Origin of the sequence: Methylomonas sp. EFPC1, from assembly GCF_016925515.1 — a bacterium.
Taxonomy (GTDB): domain Bacteria; phylum Pseudomonadota; class Gammaproteobacteria; order Methylococcales; family Methylomonadaceae; genus Methylomonas; species Methylomonas defluvii.
In genome coordinates this window covers 3,405,647-3,422,356 of sequence record NZ_CP070494.1, presented here as the reverse complement: position 1 = coordinate 3,422,356, position 16,710 = coordinate 3,405,647, and the positions used below count along the sequence as shown (strand labels likewise).

The 16,710-nt window shown below is 53.8% G+C and carries 15 protein-coding genes; 8 read left to right on the top strand and 7 right to left on the bottom strand.

From position 1 onward, the window contains the following. Nucleotide 1: 1 nt before the first annotated feature. Genes JWZ98_RS15740 through JWZ98_RS15720 form a run of 5 tightly spaced genes read right to left on the bottom strand, consistent with a single transcriptional unit; the run spans nt 2 to nt 7,964 of the window. The gene (locus tag JWZ98_RS15740) at nt 2-451 is read right to left on the bottom strand and encodes a response regulator (protein ID WP_033155432.1); all 450 of its coding nucleotides are present in this window, start codon (nt 449-451) and stop codon (nt 2-4) included. Then, nucleotides 441-2,627, bottom strand: coding sequence for a CHASE domain-containing protein (locus JWZ98_RS15735; protein ID WP_033155431.1), 2,187 nt, complete (start codon nt 2,625-2,627; stop codon nt 441-443). The genes JWZ98_RS15740 and JWZ98_RS15735 overlap by 11 nt, the downstream gene beginning before the upstream one ends. Beyond that, complete coding sequence (locus JWZ98_RS15730) at nt 2,624-4,810, bottom strand: PhnD/SsuA/transferrin family substrate-binding protein (protein WP_205450800.1); 2,187 nt, start codon at nt 4,808-4,810, stop codon at nt 2,624-2,626. Before JWZ98_RS15730 ends, JWZ98_RS15735 begins: the two co-directional genes overlap by 4 nt. 47 nt (nt 4,811-4,857) lie before the next feature. Continuing rightward, entirely contained in the window at nt 4,858-7,269 is a 2,412-nt protein-coding gene (locus JWZ98_RS15725) for an ABC transporter permease (RefSeq protein ID WP_205450799.1), read from the bottom strand. Continuing rightward, complete coding sequence (locus JWZ98_RS15720) at nt 7,266-7,964, bottom strand: ABC transporter ATP-binding protein (RefSeq protein WP_205450798.1); 699 nt, start codon at nt 7,962-7,964, stop codon at nt 7,266-7,268. Before JWZ98_RS15720 ends, JWZ98_RS15725 begins: the two co-directional genes overlap by 4 nt. Before the next feature lie 88 nt (nt 7,965-8,052). Here JWZ98_RS15720 and JWZ98_RS15715 point away from each other — a divergent pair, with 88 nt between their 5' ends. Beyond that, on the top strand, nt 8,053-8,625 hold the full coding sequence (locus JWZ98_RS15715) for an isoprenylcysteine carboxylmethyltransferase family protein (protein ID WP_240348015.1): 573 nt from the start codon (nt 8,053-8,055) through the stop codon (nt 8,623-8,625). A 43-nt stretch (nt 8,626-8,668) separates the two neighbouring features. On the opposite strand, the gene trxB is transcribed toward JWZ98_RS15715, so the two are convergent. Beyond that, nucleotides 8,669-9,625, bottom strand: coding sequence for a thioredoxin-disulfide reductase (trxB, locus tag JWZ98_RS15710; protein WP_205450797.1), 957 nt, complete (start codon nt 9,623-9,625; stop codon nt 8,669-8,671). Between the two features lie 171 nt (nt 9,626-9,796). Here trxB and JWZ98_RS15705 point away from each other — a divergent pair, with 171 nt between their 5' ends. Genes JWZ98_RS15705 through JWZ98_RS15690 form a run of 4 tightly spaced genes read left to right on the top strand, consistent with a single transcriptional unit; the run spans nt 9,797 to nt 13,418 of the window. Further along, entirely contained in the window at nt 9,797-12,103 is a 2,307-nt protein-coding gene (locus JWZ98_RS15705) for a DNA translocase FtsK (protein ID WP_205450796.1), read from the top strand. Between the two features lie 5 nt (nt 12,104-12,108). Then, on the top strand, nt 12,109-12,303 hold the full coding sequence (locus JWZ98_RS15700) for a hypothetical protein (protein ID WP_101055105.1): 195 nt from the start codon (nt 12,109-12,111) through the stop codon (nt 12,301-12,303). Nucleotides 12,304-12,313: 10 nt separating this feature from the next. Continuing rightward, nucleotides 12,314-12,580, top strand: a complete 267-nt coding sequence (locus JWZ98_RS15695; protein WP_033155423.1) for a SemiSWEET transporter — start codon at nt 12,314-12,316, stop codon at nt 12,578-12,580. Between the two features lie 19 nt (nt 12,581-12,599). Beyond that, nucleotides 12,600-13,418 (top strand): GntR family transcriptional regulator, encoded by an 819-nt coding sequence (locus JWZ98_RS15690; protein ID WP_205450793.1) that lies wholly within the window; start codon nt 12,600-12,602, stop codon nt 13,416-13,418. On the opposite strand, the gene JWZ98_RS15685 is transcribed toward JWZ98_RS15690, so the two are convergent. After that, the gene (locus JWZ98_RS15685; RefSeq protein WP_205450792.1) at nt 13,415-14,359 is read right to left on the bottom strand and encodes a ribokinase; all 945 of its coding nucleotides are present in this window, start codon (nt 14,357-14,359) and stop codon (nt 13,415-13,417) included. The genes JWZ98_RS15690 and JWZ98_RS15685 overlap by 4 nt on opposite strands. 134 nt (nt 14,360-14,493) lie before the next feature. Between JWZ98_RS15685 and JWZ98_RS15680 the strand changes: the two genes are divergently transcribed. The 3 genes from JWZ98_RS15680 to JWZ98_RS15670 all read left to right on the top strand — a co-directional run bounded on the left by JWZ98_RS15680 (nt 14,494) and on the right by JWZ98_RS15670 (nt 16,638). Next, nucleotides 14,494-14,823 (top strand): hypothetical protein, encoded by a 330-nt coding sequence (locus JWZ98_RS15680; RefSeq protein WP_205450791.1) that lies wholly within the window; start codon nt 14,494-14,496, stop codon nt 14,821-14,823. Between the two features lie 86 nt (nt 14,824-14,909). Beyond that, the gene (locus tag JWZ98_RS15675) at nt 14,910-15,674 is read left to right on the top strand and encodes a VPLPA-CTERM sorting domain-containing protein (protein WP_101055111.1); all 765 of its coding nucleotides are present in this window, start codon (nt 14,910-14,912) and stop codon (nt 15,672-15,674) included. 133 nt (nt 15,675-15,807) lie between these two features. Continuing rightward, complete coding sequence (locus tag JWZ98_RS15670; RefSeq protein WP_205450790.1) at nt 15,808-16,638, top strand: hypothetical protein; 831 nt, start codon at nt 15,808-15,810, stop codon at nt 16,636-16,638. The last annotated feature ends 72 nt before the right edge of the window (nt 16,639-16,710 follow it).

The window sequence follows — 16,710 nt, the reverse complement described above, 5'->3', positions numbered from 1 at the left end:
ATTATTGCTTGCTGGGTAAGCGCACTACATTGAACCAATAGCCTTCGATTTGCCGAACCGCCGCGATAAATTGTTCGACATCCACCGGTTTGGTAATGTAGCTATTGGCGCCTAGTTGATAGGTTGCGACCACGTCGCGCTCAATATCGGAAGTGGTCAGGACAATAGCCGGAATGCTGGAAAAGTCCGGTTCCGACTTGATTTTAGCCAGAAACTCGCGGCCGTTCATGCGCGGCATATTCAGATCCAGTAAGATCAAATCCGGGCGCGGCACGTCGGCATAGTCGGCGCCTTGCCGCCGTAAAAACGCCAGCGCTTCGACACCGTCCCAGACATGATGCAGATTGCAACGCACCCGGTTTTCCTTGAAACTCATTTTCACCAGATGGGCGTCGGCGGGTTCGTCTTCCACCAGCAACACATCGAACAGCGGCGTTGATTTATCCGTCATGCTTATTTCCTTCTATATTGGGTAGCTCGAACACCACTGCCGTACCGTTCTGCGCTGTACTTTCAATCCAAATTTTGCCGCGACAACTGCTGACGATGCGGCGGGCTATCGACAGACCAATGCCGGTGCCGGCCTCGTTGTCGCGATAATGCAGGCGCTCAAAAATTTCGAAGACCCGTTGCCGGTATTCCGCATCTATCCCATCGCCGTTATCGCGCACATAATAACGATTTACGTCCAGATCGGATACGCCGCCAATTTCGATCCGTAAGGGTTGTTCAGAATTGGCTGGCCGGCCGTGTTTGAGTGCATTGTCCAAAAGCAATCTAAATAGCTCGGCCATGCGGGGGAGATCGATATAGGCATGCGGTAGTTCGCCGACGCTGACACTTGCGCCTGCAATCGCTATCGCGTCCGCTAAAGCGTGGATAGCCGCTTGGGCAGCGGTTTTGGCGTCCACATGAGTCATTTTGTCGCGGGCTTGATTGGCGGTCACGTAAAGTTGAATGTCACGTACCAGACCGATTAAACGCAGTGCGTCGTGTTCCAGATAATCCAGGCTACTATTAATGTCTTCGTCGCCCAAGGCCTCCGGATACGCCTTTAATGAGTTGCGTAAGCGTTGAGTAAAACTGCTGAAGCGGCGAGTCGGCTCCATCAAATGATGGGCGGAAATTTCTGCGAAACGGCTCAGGTCGGCGTTGCTGGATTCCAGAGCCATGCTGATTCGTCTACGCTCGGTAATATCGATGCAAGAGCCGATATAACCGACGAATTCGCCGTGGTCGTCGTAACGGGGAATACCGGTGTCGAACAACCAGCGATATTCACCATCGTGGCGTCTCATACGATATTCCATGCTGAAAGGCAGGCGTTTTTCAAAGTGTCCGGTGTAGTAGTTTAGACAATACTCCAGATCATCCGGATGCACTGTTTCTGTCCAGCCATTATCTAGTTCTTGTTCAATACTGCGCCCGGTAAAGTCTAACCAGACTTTGTTGAACCAGTAACAGCGCTTGGCTGAGTCCGAGAGCCAAATCATCACTGGCGCCGAGTCCGCCATGGCCCGGAACCGGCTTTCGCTCTCGCGCAATTCGGCGGTCATGTTTTCTGCCAGGACCATTGCTCGGCTGCGGCTATTCACCAATTGCCAAGTCAACAGACTTAATAGCAGGCTCAGGCTTACGCTGTTGCCGGCGATAATGAATGGCTTGTCTTGATCGACACGCGCTTGGAAATTCGGTTCGGCATGAATCAATAGGGTCCACGGGTGGCAAGCCAACACAATCTGTTGTTTGGAAGTCAATAGTGGTTGAATGTTTGCCGGCGGTGCGGAGCCGTACATGCGGCTTTCTTCGTTTAATGTTTCTCCGTCGAATATTTCCAATCCCAAATCGCTTTCTAGTTCGCCGCCAATTCCGGCCATTAAGTCCTTGGTGCGGAATGGTGCGTAAACCCAACCCAGCAGATCGGCGCGGCGTTGCTCCAGCGTGTCGTGCGGCACGTCCTTTTTATACACTGGCAGGTACATTAAAAAGCCGGCTTGCACGTCTTGTTCGGTTTCCTGCAATAAGATTACTTTGCCGCTGATGCCCAGGCTATTGTTGTCGCGGGCATAGCTCATCGCGCGGTTTCGTGTTGGCTCAGAGAACATGTCGAAACTGAATGCGCGTAGATTGCGACCTAAAAATGGTTCCAGATAAATTATCGATGTGTAAAAATCCCGCTCGCCGACGGGATGGATGTCGTAATCGGCAAAGCCTTGTTTGCGCATCTCGGCAACATGCCGGTCTTTCTCGGTTTTCGGTATCCACAGCGAAAAGCCCACGCCCTGGATGCCTGGAAAGCGTTGGTCGAGGTTCAGTGCGGAGACGTATTCCCTATATTCGCTGCGTTCTACCAATCCTGATGCGGCAAACAAACCCCGGGCGCCATATAACATTTGCTCGTAAGTTTGTAATCGTTGCTCAATACTTTGCACCAATTGCCGGACGCGGAAATCGAAATAGAGCTGGCGTTCGTGTGCCAAGTCTTCAACCGCAATCCGCCAAGCCTGATAGCTGGTGAGCAATGTAATCAGCAGGACTGCCACCGTCAGCCAGTGGCTGTAATACCGCGGTTTTCTCAGGCTTGAGCGTGGCTGGGCGCCGACCGAAGTTTCAGGGTGCTTATTCATGTCGGCTGGCTGTCGGTTGCGGGGGTATAGCCCAAGGGAATTTCAAACGTAAAACAGGAGCCCAGGCCTTCGCCGGCGGAATCCACCCATATTTTGCCGTTGTGATGTTCTATTATGCGCCGGCACAAAGCCAGGCCCATACCGGTGCCTTCGAAGCGCGTGCGGGCTTGCAGGCGGCTAAAGAACTGAAACAGCCTATCAAATTGTCCGGGGTCTATACCGATGCCGTTGTCGCGCACGCTGAGCCGCCAACAGCCGTCAATGACCTCGGAGTTAACATCGATAATGGGAGCTTGGTATTCTTGCTGATAGTGCAGGGCGTTAACCAACAGGTTTTGCAGCAGGCGGCTGAGCTCGTCGCGGCTGGCATACAGGATAGGCCAGTCGCCTTGGCAACGGATGTTGGCTTGGCATTGTGTTGCCAGGGGTTCGACGAATTGCAACACTTCGTCGCGGACCGCGTCGCTGGCAGTCCAGGATTTTTGTTGAGTCTTGCGGCCGACGCGCGAATACTCTAGCAGCGAGACGATCATCGCATCCATCCGTTTGGCGCCTTCCAAGGCAAAATTCAGATTTTGCCGCGCGTCTTCATCCAGTGATTCCCTGAGATTGCGTTCCAAAAATTGCAAATGGCCGGAGACCATGCGCAAAGGCTGGCGCATATCGTGGGAGACGCTGTAAGCGAACTGTTCCAGATCAACATTGGAACGCAACAAGGCGTCGTGGCTTTGCCTTAATTCTTGTTCTATCTGTTTATGCTTGTCGATATCGACATGCGTACCCAACATCCGTTGCGGTTTGCCTTCCGGCGTGTGCGCCACCACCATGCCCTTGGCGAGTATCCACTTATAGCGTCCGTCCTTGCAGCGCATGCGAAACTCCACCCAATACAATTTATTCTTGCCGTCGAAGTAGTCGGACAGGGTTTGCAGTACCCGGTCGGTGTCGTCCGGATGCAGGCTGTCGCGCCAGGCATCGAAGTTATTGGCGAATTCTTCCGGTTGATAACCCACCATTGATTTCCAGCGCGGCGAGAAAAACACCTCGCCGCTGACAATGTCCCAATCCCATACCCCTTCGTCGGCGCCTTCCAGAGCAAATTTCCAGCGATATTCGCTATCCGCCAGTCGAATATTCTGTTCCCGGACTCGGCGCCGTTCCGCAGCGAGATAACGGTTTACCCAGAACAAACTCAAGCTGAGCAACACTACCAGCATGACACCGGCGCTGAGTGCCAGTATCGGTGTCGGGTAGCGTTGCCAAATATCCGTCAACGTGAATGACGGAACGGCGTCGAACGGCTTGGCGCGCACGTTCCGCAGTAATTGTTCCACCGAATTGTAATCGGCCGGGATGGTAAAGCCTTCAATCCCCGGAATAAGGTCGGGGCTCATCAGCAGCAAACAGCCGGCGACTTTTTTGGCCAGCGCGCGGTCTACGTTGGGCATGGCTAAAAACGGCCACTCGGGATAAAGCGCAGTCGATAGCAGCTTGAATTCAGTAGAGGGTTGGACGTTGAGGATTTTGATTTGCCGCAGATCGAGCTTGCCATTTTTGGCCAAATCCTCCAGAACTCCGGTGCGGACAAAGCCTATATCGGCGTGCCCGGACAATACCGCTTCCGTTACCGCATCGTGCGGCATACCTGTGATGACCAATTGGGATGCCTTGACTATGTCTATGCCGGCTTGGGCGGCTTCGTAGGCTTGCATTTGAAAGCCGCCCAGGGAGTCTTGACTGGTAGCGGCGATTTTTTTGCCGCGCAGGTCGCCGAGTGCGTTGAGATCCAAACGCTCGGCTTTCGCAAAGATGACGCCGCCGAACTTATCCTGAGAGCCGCCGTCCTCGTGTCTGAGCAATGTGGCCAGCGGTGCTGAAAAGCCGTGTTGATAGCTGATATGGACATAGTGGCCGGGATTGGTCAGCACAAAGTCCAATTGGCTACTGTCCACACCGGCCTCCAGTTCGTCGTAGTTCAAAGCTTCGACGATGAATTCGCGCTCCGGTATAGCCTGGTGCAAGACTTTACTCAGTGCTTGCCATTGTTCCAGGGTTTGCGGCTTGGGCCGATAGGCTAATACACCGATCCGCACTGGTGCGTCGGCCAGCGCTGAAAAGCTGACCAGCACGCAACAGCCCAGTAACAGAAATTTCATCCGGTTAAGCAAAGCGTTTGTAATCATTAATAAATGGCCACGGCTCATTTAGGTAAAACCTAATACTCAGCTGTTCAATGTCCCAAACATTCTCTAATGTTCAGGCGGGTTGCCTTGCGCGCCGGCCAGAAGGCGGCTATCCAGGCCACGATTAACATGATCATCAGCCAGTACAGAACAGCCCACCAGTCGAAACGGAAATCCAGCCGTATGCCAAGCATAGTCTGTCCGAGTTGTTTGGCTAGCGGCTCGGCGGCCAAATAAGCCAAAGGAATACTCAGTAACCAAGCCATGCCGCCATGCAGCAGGCCTTCCAGTAAAAACATGCGGAATATTTTTTTGGACGGGGCGCCGATGGCGCGCAACACGCCAATTTCGCGAATGCGCTGCAATACGCTAATGGCTAATGTGCCTGATAAACCGATACCGCCGACCGCTGCAATCATGCAGGCCAGGCCCAGCAGGGTGTTGAGCACTGATTTGAACTGGTTGCGGGTAAACTGGCGTTGTTCCAGTTTGGCAAGCGTGGTGTAAACATCCAGTTGTACATCATGGTCCTGAAACTGTTGTTGCAAGTTGCGTAGGTAGTCGGCCTCCTGATGTAGGTCGGCGACCGGCGCATCCAGCAGTGCAAACGACGCCATTTTCCGGTTTTGAGTAATCTGCCGTAGAGTTTCCAACGGCGCATAGACCGGTTCCACCGCATAGCTATTCCCGGCCAACCAACGATAGATACCTATCACTTGCCATTTCTGGTGATCGGCGCCCAGTGCGACGTCCAGCATGTCGCCGGCTCGGACAGCGTTCAGCGCGGCCGTATCCGCACTCAGCACCAGTACGCGCTGGCCGGCATCGCTGGCTTGCAACCAGCGCCCGGATTCGATCAGCGGTTGATACATGCTTGAGTTTTCTGGCAAGGCCAGCATCTGCAGGCCAAGGCTGCCTTTTTGCGGCAACGCTAGGCCGTCCTTGGCAATTTGTATGCTGGATCGTTGCCAGAATTCAATTTGTGCCGTGCCGGCTACTGCTGCGGCAATATCGCGAATTGTTTGTTCGGATTGGTCTTGGGTAAAACCCAGCCGCACGGTATAACGGCTGCGGGCCATTTCCCGGTCCAGTGTTAAATTCAGCGAGGCGATCAAGCTGGTCAACACCAAAAACATCACGCCGGCGCAGACCAATACGCTTTGCGTCAAGACCAGCCTGGCTTTACGGCGGAACAAATTCCCTAAAGCTGCGGCGGATAAAGTCGGTAGAAAGCGCGCGCCGAACTTTTCTATTAGTAGATCGAAACGGTTGTAGCCAAAATCGGCGCCCACGCCGTAACTGGCGATTGCTGCACGTACCGTCATTCCCGCACCGCGCAGAATCGGCGGTAAACCCGCCAGCAAGGGCGCCAGCAGGCCGCCGAGTAGCATGTAATTAACGGCGGGCACTGAAATGGCGAATGCGCCGCAGTCGATATTGAATAAAGCCAGCAGTCGGCAGGCACTGAAATAAGCGGCAGCCAGGGCGGGTGGTACGGCGAAAACTATCGCCATCAACGATAAAAATAGGATTTCCAGCAGATACAGTTTGGCAATCGTGATGGTCTTGGCGCCCAGCGCTTTCATCACGCCGATCTGATCGGTTTGCTGGGTAATATGGGCCGATACTGTGTTTAAAATTAATACGCTAGCCAGGGCTAACGAGACCAAGGCCATGATTTGCAGTACACCGTTGATCCCGGCTAGAAACGGCCGGCCCCAATGTTGTTCCGGGTCTTGCAATAAGGTGACATTGACGCCGATATGCTGCGCGCTCAGCAGGCTGCGAATTTGCCCGGCAACGTTGCGGGCGGATTCGCTGCTGTAAGGTTCGGCGATTTGCACCAGCAACTGCCGGAAACTGTGTGCCGGAATCCCGAATTGGGTAGCTTGCGCGGTGCCGGCAAAAAAATGTATTTGGCCGCCGAATTTGGGCGGTTTAACGAAGGGATGGCGGACGATACCGCCAATCGGCAAGGTCTGCGGGCCTTGGGCGGTTTCGAATTCTATGTCGCCGCTTTGCATGCCGCTGGACAGGGCGGACAGGTTTTCTATCACAATCCGGTCAGCACTCGGCCAATCGCCGGATTGCAGCGCGGTTTTATCGAAATGCTGGTGTTCATAATCGGGGCGAATAATCAGCGTGCCCAGATGCCAGTCGGTCTCGCCCGGTCTGCGGAAGTGTACGCTCAGCGGCGTCATGGTATCGACGCCGGCTACGCCGGGTATGGCTTTGATTTGCGCCAACAAACTAATATCGGCATCATTGCGCAAGATCAGATTGATATGCGAGGGTTGCGATTGCCGATGCGCGGCATCCATTTTGTTCAGCAGTAAATCGATCATGCCGAATAAAGTCCCGACACAACAGACGCCGACGGCGATGCTGATAATCGCCAAGGTAGTGCGGCTTTTGGTCAGCCATAAGTCGGCCCAGACTTTATGCCACAGCGTATTCACCTGCTGCCTACCGGTTGGCTGTCGGCGTGGATTCGTCCGGAACGAATTTCCAGTTTGCGGCTGGCGGCGTCGGCCAGGGTTTCGTTATGGGTGACCATTACCAAGGTTTTGCCTTGGTCGCGCAGATGCGCAAACAAATCGAACACCGAATCGGCGGTGGCCGCATCCAGATTGCCGGTGGGTTCGTCGGCGACGATCAGCGGGGGATCGTTGGCCAGCGCGCGGGCAATCGCCGCCCGTTGTTGTTGGCCGCCGGAAACCTGGCTGGGCAAGCGCTCCGCAGCATCGGCCAATCCGACCAGTTCCAGTAAATACATGGCCCGCTCACGGCGCTGGCTTTTGCTTAATCGGCCGAGAAAATCCATGGGCAGTACGATGTTTTGCAGCAGATTTAAGGTAGGCAATAACTGGAAGAACTGAAACACGATGCCGACATTGGCGCCGCGCCAGATGCTGAGTTTTTCGTTACTGAGTGTTTGCAGCTCGGTGCCGTTGACGCTGACTTGGCCTTGGCTGGGGTGGTCGATGCCGGTGAGTAAGTTTAAAAGGGTGGATTTGCCGTTGCCGGACGGGCCGACGATAGCAACAAATTCGCCGGGGTAAATATCCAGATTGATGTCGTGCAAGACAGTTTGCAGCGTGCCAGCTTGCGGATAGTCCTTATAAACCTGTTTCAGTTCGATGATCTTTTTCATAACAGCCGGCAAATTGCGGTATGTTACACGAGGCGCGGGGATCCTGGCATACCCGTCATTTCACGCACACTGCGCCGGAGGGCGATTAATGACATCGGTACGGATTTTGTGGCTAGTGCTTTGCCTGGTTTGGATAGCGGCGGAAATTGCTTTGGCCCGCCGTACTGTGCTGCAAGCCGGGCCGGTCGTGAATACGGAGCGGCGTTCGCAGCGCATTTTGTGGATCAGTATTTTGGCAAGTCTGGCGCTGGCATTGTGGTTTAAAAATCTGGCGTTGGCGCCTATAAGGATTGATTATCTGCCTAGGCAAATGTTGGCCATGCTGTTGTTTGCTTCGGGGCTTTATTTGCGTTACGTGGCGGTGATGAAATTGGGCCGATTTTTCACAACTAACGTGCTGATACAGCAAGAACACAGATTAATCAAAGAAGGGCCTTACCGTTGGCTACGGCATCCGGCCTACACCGGCTTGTTGATAGCCTTGTTTGCCGCCGGAGTGGCGATGGGTGATGTTCTGGCGTTGGCGATGTTGCTAGGGCCGACGGTTTGGGCGTTTACCCGGCGCATTGAGATAGAAGAGCGGATGTTGCTGGCTGAGTTCGGTGCGGTTTATGCCGATTTTTGCTTATCGACCTGGCGGTTGTTGCCTTGGATATATTGAAAGCGTATTGGGGCGGTTTTAACCGCCCCAATAGCGGATAGACCTAGCCGGTCAATTCGTCCAGATATTTTTCCACATCCAAAGCGGCCATGCAGCCGGCGCCGGCTGATGTGATGGCTTGTTTGTAATGCGAATCCATCACGTCGCCAGCCGCGAATACGCCCGGTACGCTGGTGGCCGTGGCATTGCCGTGGATGCCGCTTTTAACGACGATGTAGCCGTGGTCCATCTCCAACTGGCCGGTAAAAATGTCGGTGTTCGGAGTGTGGCCGATGGCGATAAATACGCCGTGCACGTCCAAATCTCTGGTGCTACCGTCCTGCGTGCTCTTGATACGCAGACCGGTAACGCCCATGTCGTCACCCAGTACTTCGTCTAGCTCGTGATTCCATTCGATACGCACGTTGCCGGATTTTGATTTTTCGATCAGTTTATCCGACAAGATTTTTTCGGAACGGAATTTATCGCGCCGGTGCACGACGATCACCTCGGAGGCGATGTTAGACAAATACAGTGCTTCCTCCACAGCAGTATTACCACCGCCGATCACCGCGACCGGTTTGTTGCGGTAAAAGAAGCCGTCGCAAGTGGCGCAGGCGGAAACACCTTTGCCTTTAAAGGCTTCCTCGGACGGCAGGCCCAGATATTTAGCCGAAGCGCCGGTGGCGATAATTAACGCATCGCAAGTATAAACGCCGGCATCGCCGGTCAAGGTAAACGGCTTTTGCGACAGATCGGCGGTATGGATGTGGTCGAATATGATTTCGGTATTGAAGCGTTCGGCATGCAGGCGCATCCGTTCCATCAAATCCGGACCTTGCAAGCCTTCCACGTCGCCGGGCCAGTTGTCCACCTCGGTGGTGGTGGTCAATTGGCCGCCTTGTTGCATGCCGGTGATCATCACCGGATTCAAGTTAGCGCGCGCGGCGTAAACGGCTGCGGTGTAACCGGCCGGGCCGGAACCTAGGATTAAGAGTTTGCAATGTTTTGCGGCAGCCATTATTTCGAGTCTCCATGCGGGTTAGGGTAGCAAAATTATAAGGGCATTCCCCCCGCGATAAAACCGATTTACCGACTGGTTTTTAATGGCGTGGCCGGTAAAGCTAATGTGAAATCGATTTACATCATCTATAATCATGTTTTGTGACGCTTTTATTGTGAGCCGACAACTATGGTTGCTGTTGTGGAAGAAAGAGCCGCGCGAGGCTATCGCGAAATCGCATTACTGGGATTTTCGAGTTGTGCGTTGTTTTTTTTAATTGCCCTAGTCACTTTTAATTCCAACGATCCGGGTTGGAGTCATAGCACATCGTATCAATCCATCAGTAACGCCTGCGGTTTGTTTGGTGCCTGGCTGGCGGATTTTGTACTGAGTTTTCTGGGCTTGATGGCCTATCTGATTCCGGTGATGATTTTCTGGTACGGCTACATCTTATTTCAAGGTTCCCGCCAGACTGGTGGGCAATGGGCGCTGGCATCGCGCTCGGCCGGTTTTCTGGCTACAACAGTGTCCGGTTCGGCCATTCTGTTTTTGCATCTGCATTTTCTGCGTACCAAGATGGATTTGCCTGAGAGTCCGGGCGGCATTCTTGGGCGGGAAATCGGCGATGCCTTGGTACATCTATTAGGCAACTCCGGTTCTACCTTGCTGTTGTTGGCCATCTTTATGACCGGCGTGACCTTGTTTACCGGCTTGTCCTGGTTGACGATGATGGCCTTTATCGGCAAATGCGCGATGACGGCCTGTTCGGTTGTGGGCCGGCAGGCAGTCGAGGTGCCCGAGCGTTACCGTGCGGATAGACCGGCGCGACCCGAACCTGTAAAAGAAACCAAAAAACCGCGTAATCAGCAATCCGAAGTTAAAACCGAAGAGCGCGCCAAAAAGTCGCAGATTCAGGTGCTGGAAACCGCGCAACCTTCTGCCGCCGCTGCGGTTAGACCTCTACGTAGAAAAGACAGCAAGCCGGTCGACGACATGGAGCCCGGCGCCTATATCAACGCCTTGCCAACCTTGTCTTTGCTGGATAAGCGCGAAATCAAAGTGAAGCGCTATTCCAAAGTCGAGCTGGAAGAAATTTCCCGCCAAGTCGAGGATGTATTGCAGGATTACGGTATCGCCGCCGAAGTGGAAGCGGTATTGCCTGGACCGGTGATTACCCGATTCGAATTACGCTTGGCGGCCGGTGTGAAAGTCAGCCGCATTAGTAGCCTGGCCAAAGACTTGGCGCGCGGTTTGTCGGTCACCAGCGTGCGTATCGTCGAGATTATCGAAGGTAAATCCGTGATTGGCCTGGAGATTCCCAACCAAGAGCGGGAAATGGTTTCGCTGCGCGACTTGCTGGTATCGGATGAGTTTGAGCGGGCTAAATCCAAGCTCAGCATCGCGATGGGCAAGGATATTTCCGGTACGCCGGTCGTCGCCGATTTGGGCAAAATGCCGCATGCGCTGGTGGCCGGTACCACGGGTTCCGGTAAATCGGTAGCGATCAACACCATGATTCTGAGTTTGCTGTACAAAGCCAAGCCGGAAGATGTGCGAATGATCATGATAGACCCGAAGATGCTGGAATTGTCGGTGTACGAAGGCATTCCGCATTTGCTGACGCCTGTTGTTACCGATATGAAGGACGCGCAAAACGCCTTGCGTTGGGCGGTGGCGGAAATGGAGCGTCGTTACAAATTGATGTCCAAAGTCGGGGTGCGGAATCTGGCCGGCTATAACCAGGCGGTCAGAGAAGCGGAAGCGGCCGGTCAGCCGATTCGCGATCCTTTGTTCCGGTCGGAAACGCCGGTAGCCTTGGAGGATTATCCGCTGTTGGATACGCTGCCCAGCATCGTCATCGTCATCGACGAGTTGGCCGACATGATGATGGTGGTCGGTAAAAAGGTCGAGGAACTGATCGCCCGTTTGGCGCAAAAAGCCCGCGCGGCCGGCATCCACCTGGTGTTAGCGACGCAACGGCCGTCCGTGGACGTGTTGACCGGTTTGATTAAAGCCAACGTGCCCACCCGGATTTCCTTCCAGGTATCGTCACGTATCGACTCCCGGACCATCATCGACCAAGGCGGTGCGGAAGCCCTGCTGGGCAACGGCGACATGTTGTTCCTGCCGTCCGGTACCAGCATTCCGTTGCGCGCCCATGGCGCTTTTGTGGATGACCATGAAGTGCATCGCGTGGTGGAGTTCTTGAAAAAAACCGGTCCGACCAATTATCTGGACGAAATCACCCAGGAACGTACCGATAGCGGTGAAGTCGCCGGCTTGGATAGCGAAGACAGCGAATCCGACGCGCTTTACGACGAAGCGGTGGCTTTCGTCACCGAGTCGCGCAAGGCCTCCATTTCCAGCGTGCAACGCCGTTTCAAAATCGGTTACAACCGGGCGGCGCGCATCATCGAAGACATGGAAAACGCCGGCGTGGTCAGCATGCCGGAAACCAACGGCTCCCGCGAGGTGTTGGCGCCGCCGCCGCGCTGATTGCGATGAATATCGTTATCATTGGCTTACTGGCCGTCGCAGCTATTTCCGGCATCGGCGGCTGGTTGCTTAGTTCCAAACAAAGCCAGGAAACCCCGGTCAGAATCATGATGTTTGTTGGTTATTTCTGGCTGCTGGCTTTTGTGCAATTCCTGCTGATCGCCTTGGGCTACTTTGGCTGGCAACATTTCTTGGTTTGATTCTTCCGACATGAACCTAATTCCCGAGCTAATCGGTTATCTGGCGGCGACCTTGACGACCGCTTCTTTTCTGCCTCAAGCAATTAAGACCTTCAAAACCCGCGACACCGAATCCCTGTCGCTAGGCATGTACAGCATGTTTACGTTGGGGGTGTTGCTGTGGTTGATTTATGGTATCTATTTGGTGAATATAGCTATCATAGTAGCCAACGCTATTACCTTTTTGCTGGCAGCGGCTATCTTGGGCTTTAAGATTCACAATCTGCTGCGTAAATGAATATGCCGGGTCAATCACAATGTCTTCCAGTGCTTCCAGCCATATCGAAATAAAATCCGATACTTCCGCCGCCAATGACAGCAGTGCTTTCATTGAGAAGATTCGCCCGAATACCGCGATTTCCGAGCCTGTCTACAAGCAACTGCAAAGACGTATTACCGATATGATTCAGTCCGGCGAGCTTGGTGACGGTATTAGCCTGCCATCCGAACGGGCATTAGCGGAAGCGTTGGATCTGAGCCGCACCACGGTGCGGCGTTGTTACGAAGAATTGCGAGCTCAGGATTGTATTGCCACCCATGGCCGGGCCGGCGTTACCGTTAAGGCGCCGCCGTCGCGGATCAATCCGGAGATGGGTAAGCTGAAAGGCTTTACCGAAGAAATGCGCGAGCTGGGTATCACGCCATCCACGCAAATTCTCGATCACCAGATTGTCGTCGATAGAACTATCGCGTCTATTTTTAATCGTCCGGCGTCTACGCGATTTCTACGTTTGGTAAGGGTGCGCTTGGGAGACGGTATGCCGCTATCGCGCGAAGTGGCTTGGTACGATCTAACGGTAGCGCCGGCTTTGGCTGATTGGAACGGCGAAGGCTCCGCTTATCAATACCTTGAGCTCCAATGTGGCTTGGGCTTGGTGCACGCTGAACAATCCATCGAAGCGGTACTCAGCGATGACGTGGAAGCGGCCGTATTCGGGTTTGACCAGCCGGGTCCCTGCTTGTTGTTGAAGCGCAAGACCTACGCCGACAACGGGCAGATTGTGGAGTATGTCGAAGGCACGTTTCGCGGCGACGCCTATACCTACCGGGTCAATCTGAAGATCCGGCCGAACTAGACTAATTTTGGTATTGGATTGGTTTTTATAAAATGATTAATCTCGGCTGGTGTCGGCAAGCACCCCAATACGCCATGATGCTTGGCAACCCAGGCACCGCTGGCACTAGCTAGTCTCAAAGCCTCGGTTAAACTCAGGTTATTCAGCAAGGCAGTTGCCAGACCGGCGCTGAATGCGTCGCCGGCGCCGGTGGCGTCCAGTGCGGCTATTGGCCAAGCCGGTTGGTGAAGAACCACGTCTTTCGTTAACGCCACGCATCCCGCCTCACCCAGTGTGACCACCAGTAGTTCCCCGGACCAGGCAATTTGTTGCGCCCACTTGGATAAGTTACTCAGCCACTGCGCCAGGCTGATCACATTGTTGCTTAGGCCGAATAATGCAGCGGCTTCGGTTTCGTTTACCACCAAAATATCGGTCAGCTTTAACAAGCCGGGATCAGGTTGCCGCCAGGGCGAGGGGTTCAGCATAGTGCGGATACCACGCTGACCAGCGATCTGGAAGGCTCTGTGGATCGGTGCTTCCGGGATTTCGAATTGGGCGTAAATCAGTTTTAGATGGGGCAGGGAGACCAGGGCTTGTTCGACGTGTTCCTCTTTCAGCAGCGTGTTGGCGCCCGGATAGACTGCCAGGAAGTTCTCGCCGGTCGGGCTAATGAAGCCCACGCCAAAACCGGATTGCGGTCCTGTTTTCAGCAGCCAGCGGCTGTTCATGCCCGCGTTCTTGATGAGCTCGATTACTTCATCCGCCGCCGAGTCCATTCCCAGCGGCAATAGCATTGCCACCTCAGCGCCAAGCCTATGCGCGGCTATGCCAACATTCAAGCCTTTGCCGCCGTGTTCCTCAATCATGCCGGTTGCTTGCAAGGATTCGCCCGAACAAGGCAAGCGCTCAACGTTCAGGCAATGAGCATGGACATAGCTGGCTAATACTAGGATGGACACGAAATCTCCGTTTTAGGAAAAAAGTCTGTGAAATAGTACCGAAATAAAACCAATAATTTACGATTGACGCAAAAAAATCTAAATGGTATCTATATGGTTACTTAATTAAATACCAAAAAGATGGAGTATTAGCCATGACCCAGCAAGTTCTGAATATCAATAACACCCAAATCGTCAGCGGTACGGAAAACATGACACCAGGCGAGGGCGGCGCGCATACCCGATTGCTCTGGGCCAGTGTGCCACCTTTTTCGGTCAGACCTGATGTAACCGTTAGTATCTATTCCGCCGAAGGTATGCCAAACGCCGGTACCACGTTTGTTCCGTGGTCTATCGAGTACGTTCCGGGTGGTGCGGCTGGTGGCCGAGACCTGATAGCCATTTCGGCAGCCAATACCGAAACCGGTTTGGAAACCGATGTCGATGTATTTTGCAGTTATCTGGCCATTGGTCCAAGTGAGTAGCCCTTTATTTATGCTACCGATTTCAGTTCGTTTAGAAATTCGAACTGACCGGTAAAGCCACGCTTCGCATTTCCAAAGGAAATATTATGAAAGTCAAAACTGCTTTACTAACCCTGTCCATCCTCAATCTGATGGCCTTCAATACAAATGCCGTCGCGAGTGCGAATGCAACTGCCGAGGTTACCGTTGACTGGAATACCTTGAGAGTGACTTCGGGAACCAGCACCAATGCGGGAATTGCTTGGTACGATAAATCTTCGCGCGTGGATACGCGCATGGACACGCCTTACGGCGAAGGCACCTATTCATCGGATTGGGTGACGCCGTTGGCCAGCTTACAAACGGGGAGTGGGATACGCTCGCTTACCTCGAAAGCCGATGTCGATTCAAATATTTTGCACAGCTATTCCCAGGATATAGATCCAGCATTCGGCGACGCGGTGACCACCGAAAGTTATCGCACCGGCAGCTTCACCGGTTCCGGAAGCGGTGCGACAACCTTCTCGGTCGACTACAGCATGAATATCGGTTTGGTGCCTGGCAGCGGGACCAATGATGTGGCGGCGGCCTGGGTGTTGCTGGTGGTAAACGATTTCGGTGATCCCAACCGATCTTTGTCCAGCCGTAAGGATCTGTTCCTTAATGCCAGTTTCGTCGGTAGTTTGCCGAACCAGGCCGCTGGCACTTTATCGGTCACGCTGCCTACCACGAGTACAGGGCGGGTATCCTTCAAGGTTACCACTCATGCTTACGCAAACGTTTCAGGGATTTCTCAAGTGCCGTTGCCAGCCTCGGCTTGGCTTTTCGGATCGGCATTATTGGCGCTAATCGGAGCGGTGCGTCGGCAATGAGCCGCTGCGGCCGGTATCTGAAACTTTTCTGATTTCCCAAGTAGCGTTTAAGCGCACCGGCACTCGTTTTGAGCTTGGCCGGTAGTTGTGACATCCACCATTTTTAACAACGTTAATCAATTAGAGGGCTTTTATGAATCGCTTCCCGTCTTTGCTGGCGCTTTGTGCAGTGTTGGCTTATGCACCAACAGCAGCTGCGTACACCACATCGTTGACCGTGATCGCCAGTGCGAACGCCGCTTATGGCAGTCAGTCCTACGATGCGGATTCCAAGGTGTTAAACAACATCAATAGCCCTTCATCGTCTACGGTCGATGCGTTGTATCAAGTACCCAATGCGGGCGGGCCGGGTAGTTACGTTGAGACGTACCGCTCCGCCGCCGGCGGTTTTGTCACTCCCGGCGTAATGAAAGCCAGTGCCAGTGCCAGTGCGACAGCCTATGCCGCGAATGTCGCCAGCGCCAGCAGCAGGGTGTCATTTGCCGATAACTTCAAGTTGGTGGGCCCCAGCGGTCGAAATATCGATCTGACTTTGACTTATTTGGTGTCGGGAGCATTGTCCGGCACCGCGGCCGCCAGCGGTGCTGTGCAACTAAGTACGGGTGACAGTATTTCTTTCACGGAAAATGGTTATACACCGCGCAGCTTCAGTTGTTCATGGCTGGCGTCGTGTACCGGTGTGGCGACATTTTCGCTGCCGGTCAATACCTTGATTTCACTGGATGCTTTTCTGGAAGTCGGCGCGGGCGCCAGTAGCTATTTCAAACCTACTCTGACCCAGTCGTCCGCTAATTTCGGGAACACCGGTTTGGTGTATCTCGGTATTGCCGATAGCCGTTATCAGCTGCTGAGCGGCAGCGGTTTTAGCTACGCCCCCGTGCCGTTACCTGCCGCGTTTTGGACTTTTGTTGCCGGATTGCATACGTTGGGCTATTCCGTACGGCGCAAGTCGTGCCTGGGCTAGATCGACACGCCATTGCCTTTAAGCAGGCGCGGCAAAAGTATTCTTCACTGCGGCTTTGCCCTTCGCCTGACC

Coding starts and splice junctions, on each gene's coding strand:
- JWZ98_RS15705 (WP_205450796.1), top strand. CDS start 9,797: ATGGTTGCTGTTGTGGAAGAAAGAGCCGCGCGAGGCTATCGCGAAATC.
- JWZ98_RS15735 (WP_033155431.1), bottom strand. CDS start 2,627: ATGAATAAGCACCCTGAAACTTCGGTCGGCGCCCAGCCACGCTCAAGC.
- JWZ98_RS15730 (WP_205450800.1), bottom strand. CDS start 4,810: ATGATTACAAACGCTTTGCTTAACCGGATGAAATTTCTGTTACTGGGC.
- JWZ98_RS15690 (WP_205450793.1), top strand. CDS start 12,600: ATGTCTTCCAGTGCTTCCAGCCATATCGAAATAAAATCCGATACTTCC.
- JWZ98_RS15720 (WP_205450798.1), bottom strand. CDS start 7,964: ATGAAAAAGATCATCGAACTGAAACAGGTTTATAAGGACTATCCGCAA.
- JWZ98_RS15670 (WP_205450790.1), top strand. CDS start 15,808: ATGAATCGCTTCCCGTCTTTGCTGGCGCTTTGTGCAGTGTTGGCTTAT.
- JWZ98_RS15675 (WP_101055111.1), top strand. CDS start 14,910: ATGAAAGTCAAAACTGCTTTACTAACCCTGTCCATCCTCAATCTGATG.
- JWZ98_RS15695 (WP_033155423.1), top strand. CDS start 12,314: ATGAACCTAATTCCCGAGCTAATCGGTTATCTGGCGGCGACCTTGACG.
- JWZ98_RS15740 (WP_033155432.1), bottom strand. CDS start 451: ATGACGGATAAATCAACGCCGCTGTTCGATGTGTTGCTGGTGGAAGAC.
- JWZ98_RS15715 (WP_240348015.1), top strand. CDS start 8,053: ATGACATCGGTACGGATTTTGTGGCTAGTGCTTTGCCTGGTTTGGATA.
- trxB (WP_205450797.1), bottom strand. CDS start 9,625: ATGGCTGCCGCAAAACATTGCAAACTCTTAATCCTAGGTTCCGGCCCG.
- JWZ98_RS15700 (WP_101055105.1), top strand. CDS start 12,109: ATGAATATCGTTATCATTGGCTTACTGGCCGTCGCAGCTATTTCCGGC.
- JWZ98_RS15680 (WP_205450791.1), top strand. CDS start 14,494: ATGACCCAGCAAGTTCTGAATATCAATAACACCCAAATCGTCAGCGGT.